1 protein-coding gene is annotated in these 447 nt (G+C 67.3%); it reads right to left on the bottom strand.

Features of this window, described 5'->3' with window-relative positions:
* A partial coding sequence (locus EOA85_RS36990) for a MarR family transcriptional regulator (protein ID WP_164760216.1) occupies positions 1–387 on the bottom strand: 387 nt, incomplete at its 3' end.
* Positions 388–447: the final 60 nt, after the last annotated feature.

Here is a 447-nt window from a genome sequence, read left to right on the forward strand (position 1 = left end):
CAGCTCGCCGATCCAGCTTTCATGCGCGGCGGCAATCACAGCGAAAGCCTTCGAACCTTCCTCCGTCAACCGCACCATCGAGGTGCGGCGGTCGCCATTGCGCCGGGCGCGGGTAACCAGCCCTTCCGAAACCAGCCGGTCGACGATCCCGGTCACATTGCCGTTGGACACCAGCAGGAAGCGCGACAGGTCGCTCATCAACATGCCTTCCGGCGCGCGGTAGAGTGCCGCCATCACGTCGAAGCGCGGCAGCGTCGTGTTGAATTCCTGCCGCAGGCGCTCGCGCAGCTCGGCCTCGATGCTCCGCGAGGCGCGCAGCAGCCGCACCCACAGCCGCAGCCGATCCTTGCCGGGTCCGGACGGCGCGGGCAGGGGACCGGCTACCATGTCTCGCCTCCCGAGATCGAAATCGTCTGTCCGGTGATCGATTGGGCAGCATCGCCGCAC

Source organism: Mesorhizobium sp. M5C.F.Ca.IN.020.29.1.1 (genome assembly GCF_003997375.1).
GTDB classification, from domain to species: Bacteria; Pseudomonadota; Alphaproteobacteria; order Rhizobiales; family Rhizobiaceae; genus Mesorhizobium; species Mesorhizobium wenxiniae.